This is a genomic window from Microbacterium sp. Bi128 (assembly GCF_918698205.1).
The window spans coordinates 1-3,440 of record NZ_CAKKMM010000488.1; the positions used below are offsets into that span (position 1 = coordinate 1).

General features: G+C 67.3%; 5 protein-coding genes. 1 reads left to right on the forward strand and 4 read right to left on the reverse strand.

Annotated elements, in window-relative coordinates:
* Window positions 1-482, forward strand: a 482-nt coding sequence (locus LQV45_RS21590) for a LytR C-terminal domain-containing protein (RefSeq protein ID WP_230008757.1), incomplete at its 5' end; no start/stop codon positions are given.
* 126 nt (window positions 483-608) lie between these two features.
* Here the strand turns inward: LQV45_RS21590 and LQV45_RS21595 are convergent.
* The 4 genes from LQV45_RS21595 to LQV45_RS21610 all read right to left on the reverse strand — a co-directional run.
* Window positions 609-1,190 carry a dihydrofolate reductase family protein gene (locus tag LQV45_RS21595; protein ID WP_230008758.1) on the reverse strand — a complete coding sequence of 194 codons (582 nt, stop codon included), beginning with the start codon at window positions 1,188-1,190 and terminating at the stop codon, window positions 609-611.
* Between the two features lie 159 nt (window positions 1,191-1,349).
* On the reverse strand, window positions 1,350-2,117 hold the full coding sequence (locus LQV45_RS21600) for a cation diffusion facilitator family transporter (protein ID WP_230008759.1): 768 nt from the start codon (window positions 2,115-2,117) through the stop codon (window positions 1,350-1,352).
* On the reverse strand, window positions 2,117-2,443 hold the full coding sequence (locus tag LQV45_RS21605) for a helix-turn-helix transcriptional regulator (protein WP_028276714.1): 327 nt from the start codon (window positions 2,441-2,443) through the stop codon (window positions 2,117-2,119). Before LQV45_RS21605 ends, LQV45_RS21600 begins: the two co-directional genes overlap by 1 nt.
* A gap of 89 nt (window positions 2,444-2,532) precedes the next feature.
* Window positions 2,533-3,440, reverse strand: a 908-nt coding sequence (locus LQV45_RS21610; protein WP_290370291.1) for a M13-type metalloendopeptidase, incomplete at its 5' end; no start/stop codon positions are given.

The following is a 3,440-nucleotide window of genomic DNA, read 5'->3' on the forward strand; positions in this document are numbered from 1 at the left end:
CCATGCGCAACGACGTGGACCTGACGGATCCGACCGCGAAGCCGAGCGCTTCCCCGAGCGCCAGCGCCACGCCGACGCCCAGCCCCACTGCCCCGGCCTATGACAAGACCCTGCAGCCCGTCACTGTGGCCAACGGCTCGGGTGTTCCGGCCCGGACCCAGGAGATCATGCAGGCCATCAAGGGCGCCGGCTTCACCCAGGTGGGCCAGTTGACTGCTCCGCCCGTCGCCGCGACGGCGGTCTACTACGGTGCGGATTACGCTGACGTGGCCGGGGACGTCGCGGCCCTGCTCGGTGTGGCGCCGGACCGGGTGCTCCCGGCCGCCGGAGTTGCCGGTGTCCAGGTCTACCTGGGCAGTGACTTCGCGAACGGGACGCCGACCGCCGCCGCCGCTGCCCCGCAGCTGCCCAAGGACATCGTCAACCAGACAGCCGGCGACACCGTTTGCCAGCAGGCCAACCCGGCACTGATCACCCGCTGACCCGGCAGCCAGGAAGGCCCCCGTTCAGATTTTCCTGAACGGGGGCCTTCTTTTGTCATGGATGTTGGACGGCGGCCTTTGGAGGCTCTTCCACGTCCTGCTGGGTCGTGGCACACGGCGAGGACCTCAACGGCGCACCCGATAGCGCAGGTGAAGCACCCGGTTGCCCTGAATCACCACGTCGGGATCCTCCAGCAGGTGCTGTGCGTGGACCGACCCGAAGTAGCGCTTGCCGGACCCGAACACGACGGGTACGACGTCCATGCGCACCTCGTCGACCAGGCCCGCGGCAAGCATCTGGCCACCGACATCACCAGCGGCGACCTCGACGATGCGGTCACCCGCAAGCTCTTGCGCCTTGGCCATGGCTGCCTCGACGCCGTCGACGAAGTGAAACGGCGCCTCGGGGTCCCAGCCCTCGGGCTGCGGCCGGTGCGTCACGACGACCACGTGATCGATCCCGCTCGGGGGTTTCCCGTCCCAGCCGTCCGTCAGGTCGAAGACGTGGCGGCCGACGAGGGTCGCCCCGATCTGGTCCCAGTACGGCCGGGTGTAGTCGTCGGAGGCCTGGGACACCTTCACCTCGCCGCTCTCGTCCAACGGGACGTCACCGTTGGACAACCAGTCGAACAGCGGTCCGGGCTGGTCATTCTCGTCCGCGATGAAGCCGTCCACCGACACCGAGCTGTACATGACCACCTTGCCCACGGGGCACTCCTCTGCTTTGGGGTGCCCCCACATTAGCGTGCCGCGAGCTGTCGCTCCAGTAAGAAATCAAGCGGCCGGCAGCGGCGACGAGCTCCTTGAACCGCTGTGCCAGATGAGTGCTGCTGACACCGCGGCTTCCGCAACCGGAAGCACTACCGACTACGCATGCTGCTCATCGGCGGCGGACTGTCCCACCCCCACCTCAGGTAGGAAGAGCGCCTTTGGAGGTGCTGAATCGGCACCGCATCCGTCACAGCAGGCCGGCTCCGTGGCCGTCGGAAGGGTGTCTGCCGCCGTGTGGGGGACCGTGCAGCAGATGTCGCCGCGCCAGGCGTTGATGCCCTCCCGGAGGGCGATCGCGGCGATGACCAGCGCAGCGCCGGCGTCGGCCCACCACCAGCCAAGGGTGCTGTTCAGCACCAAACCCGCGAGCAGGACTGCCGACAAATACGTGCAGAGCAGGGTCTGCTTGGAGTCAGCCACCGCCGTGCGTGATCCGAGCTCCCGGCCGGCCCGGCGCTGGAGCCAGGACAGGACCGGCATGATCACCAGGCTCAGTGCGGCAATCACGATGCCCGGGGTCGAGTGCTGTGCCTCGCCGGCGCCGAGAAGTGACCTGATTGCCTCGGCGGAGACAAAGGCCGCCAGCGCGAAGAATGAGACAGCGATAATCCGTAAGGTGAGGTGTTCACGCCGTTCAGGGTCCTTGGTGGAAAACTGCCACGACAGCGCCAGCGCCGACGCGACCTCAATGATGGAATCCAGGCCAAAGCCGAGGAGCGCCGACGAGTCCGCCGTACCCCCGGCCCACAAAGCCACAACGGCCTCGATGAGGTTATAGCTGATGGTGGCCGCCGCGAACAAGCGGATCCGGCGGCTGAGGACGGCGCGGCGGGCCGGGCCCGGCGACAGTTGGAGGGAAGCCATCACAGCGTGCACGTCCCGTCGGGTGCGCAGCAGGCCGGGTCCACCGCCAGCACGACGCCCAGAAGATCTTTCAGGGCATGGCCGAGGCGCTGATCGGCGAGCTCATAGCGGGTCCTTCGCCCCTCCGGAACGGCAACGACCAGCCCGCATCCCCGCAGGCACGTCAGGTGGTTCGACATGCTCTGCCGGGATACCCCGAGGGAATCCGCCAGCTCCGAGGGATAGGACGGCGCAGCCGTGAGGGCAAGCAGGATTTCTGCCCGTGTCGGGTCTGACACGGCATAACCGAACCGTGCCAGCACCGGGGCATGCGTAAGAGTCTCCATCAACCGAAAGTACAGCTGTCGATGTATTCACGCAAGCGTGTAAGCAAAGCCCTCCCGGCTGGGTCGGTGCCAGTGACCGGGCCCCCGGGTCACCAGATGCTGACGCGCTCCTGCGGTGCCATCCACATGCCGTCCTGGTCCGTGACGCCGAATGCCGCATGGAAGGCGTCGAGGTTCTTGGCGATGGCGTTCGTGCGGAACTCATTTGGGGAGTGCGGATCCGTCGCCAGCCGGCGGATGGCCTCTTCGGTCCGGATGACCTGCCGCCACCCCGCGGCCCAGGACGCGAAGAAACGCTGCACCCCGGTCAGGCCATCGAGCACCGGCGGTTCCTGCCCGTCGAGGCTGATCAGGTAGGCCTTGTAGCCGATGGTGAGCCCGCCCAGGTCGCCGATGTTCTCGCCCAAGGTCAGCTTGCCGTTGACCGTGTGGCCGGGGGCTGCCGTGGGGGAAAGGGCATCGAACTGCGCCACGAGCCGGGCGGCCAGCGCCTCGAACGCGGTGCGGTCATCCTCCGTCCACCAGTTGCGCAGCAGGCCGCTGCCGTCGTACTGCGAGCCCTGGTCATCGAAGCCGTGGCCGATTTCATGGCCGATCACGGCACCGATGCCGCCGTAGTTGACGGCGTCATCGGCGTCGGCAGTGAAGAACGGGGGCTGCAGCATGGCCGCAGGGAACACGATCTCGTTCAGGAGCGGATGGTAGTAGGCGTTGACCGTCTGAGGCGTCATCAGCCACTTCTCGCGGTCCACGGGCTTGCCGACCTCGTCGAGGTGGCGGTCGACGTCGGCGCTGTGCGCGCGCTCCACATTCCCCAGCAGATCGGCGGGGTCGATCTCCACCGCGGAGTAGTCGATCCACTTGTCCGGGAAGCCGATCTTGGCGCGGAAGGAGTCCAGCTTCTTCAGGGCCTCGAGCTTGGTTGCCTCGCCCATCCAGGTCAGCCCGGTGATGGACTCGCGGTACGCCTCGATCAAGTTGGCCACGAGGGGCTGCA

Bases quoted from the DNA above. Each gene is read 5' to 3' on its own strand.
- LQV45_RS21600 (WP_230008759.1), bottom strand. From the start codon at position 2,117: ATGGCTTCCCTCCAACTGTCGCCGGGCCCGGCCCGCCGCGCCGTCCTC.
- LQV45_RS21605 (WP_028276714.1), bottom strand. From the start codon at position 2,443: ATGGAGACTCTTACGCATGCCCCGGTGCTGGCACGGTTCGGTTATGCC.